Here is a 777-nt window from a genome sequence, read left to right as displayed (position 1 = left end):
CCCCTGATCGACCGTGAAGGCGAGATGGCCTGCGCCCAGAAGCCGTGCGGCCGAGGGCGCGCCGTCGAAGCGCGCGACCTCGCCGCACTCGCCGCGCGCCTGCTCGACTCGCGTTCGGGCCCGCTGCTCCTGCCGACGCGCGCGGGCGAGGGGCTGAGGCTCGCGGCCGACCTGCGTGCCCGCGGCTTCGCGGTGCTGCGCCGCATCGTCTACGCCGCCACCCCGGCCGCCGGACTGCCCGAACGGGCGCGGGCGGCGTTCGCCCGGGGCGGGGTCGGTTCGGTGGTGTTTTTCTCCGCCTCCGCCGCGCGGACCTTCGCTAGGATCGTGCGTCGCGGGCCCGTGGCCCGGATGCTCGGGGGAGTCACGGCGCTCACGATCAGTGAGGCGGCGGCCGTCGCGCTCGGGGATCTCGCGTTCGGTGCGGTGCGCGTGGCGGCGCGGCCCGACCAGGACAGCCTGCTCGCCCTGCTGTCCGCCGGCGGGAGACGCGGCCGCAGAGGGGAGAGGTGCAGATGAGCGACGAGCCGAAGACGCCCGCGGAGGCGCCGAAGCAGCCCGGTCCCGGCAAGGACTCCCCTTCGGCCAAGGGCAGGGAGGCACGTGCCGAGGCGGCGGCGCCGTCCGGCAAGGCCGAGGCCGCCGGCGCGACGCCCGCCCCGAGCATGCCGCCGCCCGCGCCGCCGCCGCGCCCCAGCGGCTGGGCCGACAAAACCCGCGCCGGCCCCGCCGCCGCGGCGGGCCCGCGCATCCGCCAATTAGGCGGCGCCCGCCCGG

At 78.6% G+C, this 777-nt stretch carries 1 protein-coding gene and 1 pseudogene; both read left to right on the top strand.

The window, feature by feature from the left end:
• A partial coding sequence (locus FK498_RS18910) for a uroporphyrinogen-III synthase (RefSeq protein WP_237561027.1) occupies nucleotides 1-519 on the top strand: 519 nt, incomplete at its 5' end.
• Nucleotides 516-777 (top strand): annotated as a pseudogene (locus FK498_RS18905) (hypothetical protein); the annotation flags it as partial. The gene FK498_RS18910 and the pseudogene FK498_RS18905, both read left to right, overlap by 4 nt.

The organism is Elioraea sp. Yellowstone, assembly GCF_006704265.1.
Lineage (GTDB): Bacteria > Pseudomonadota > Alphaproteobacteria > Acetobacterales > Acetobacteraceae > Elioraea.
This window is presented reverse-complemented; position numbering and strand designations above follow the sequence as displayed.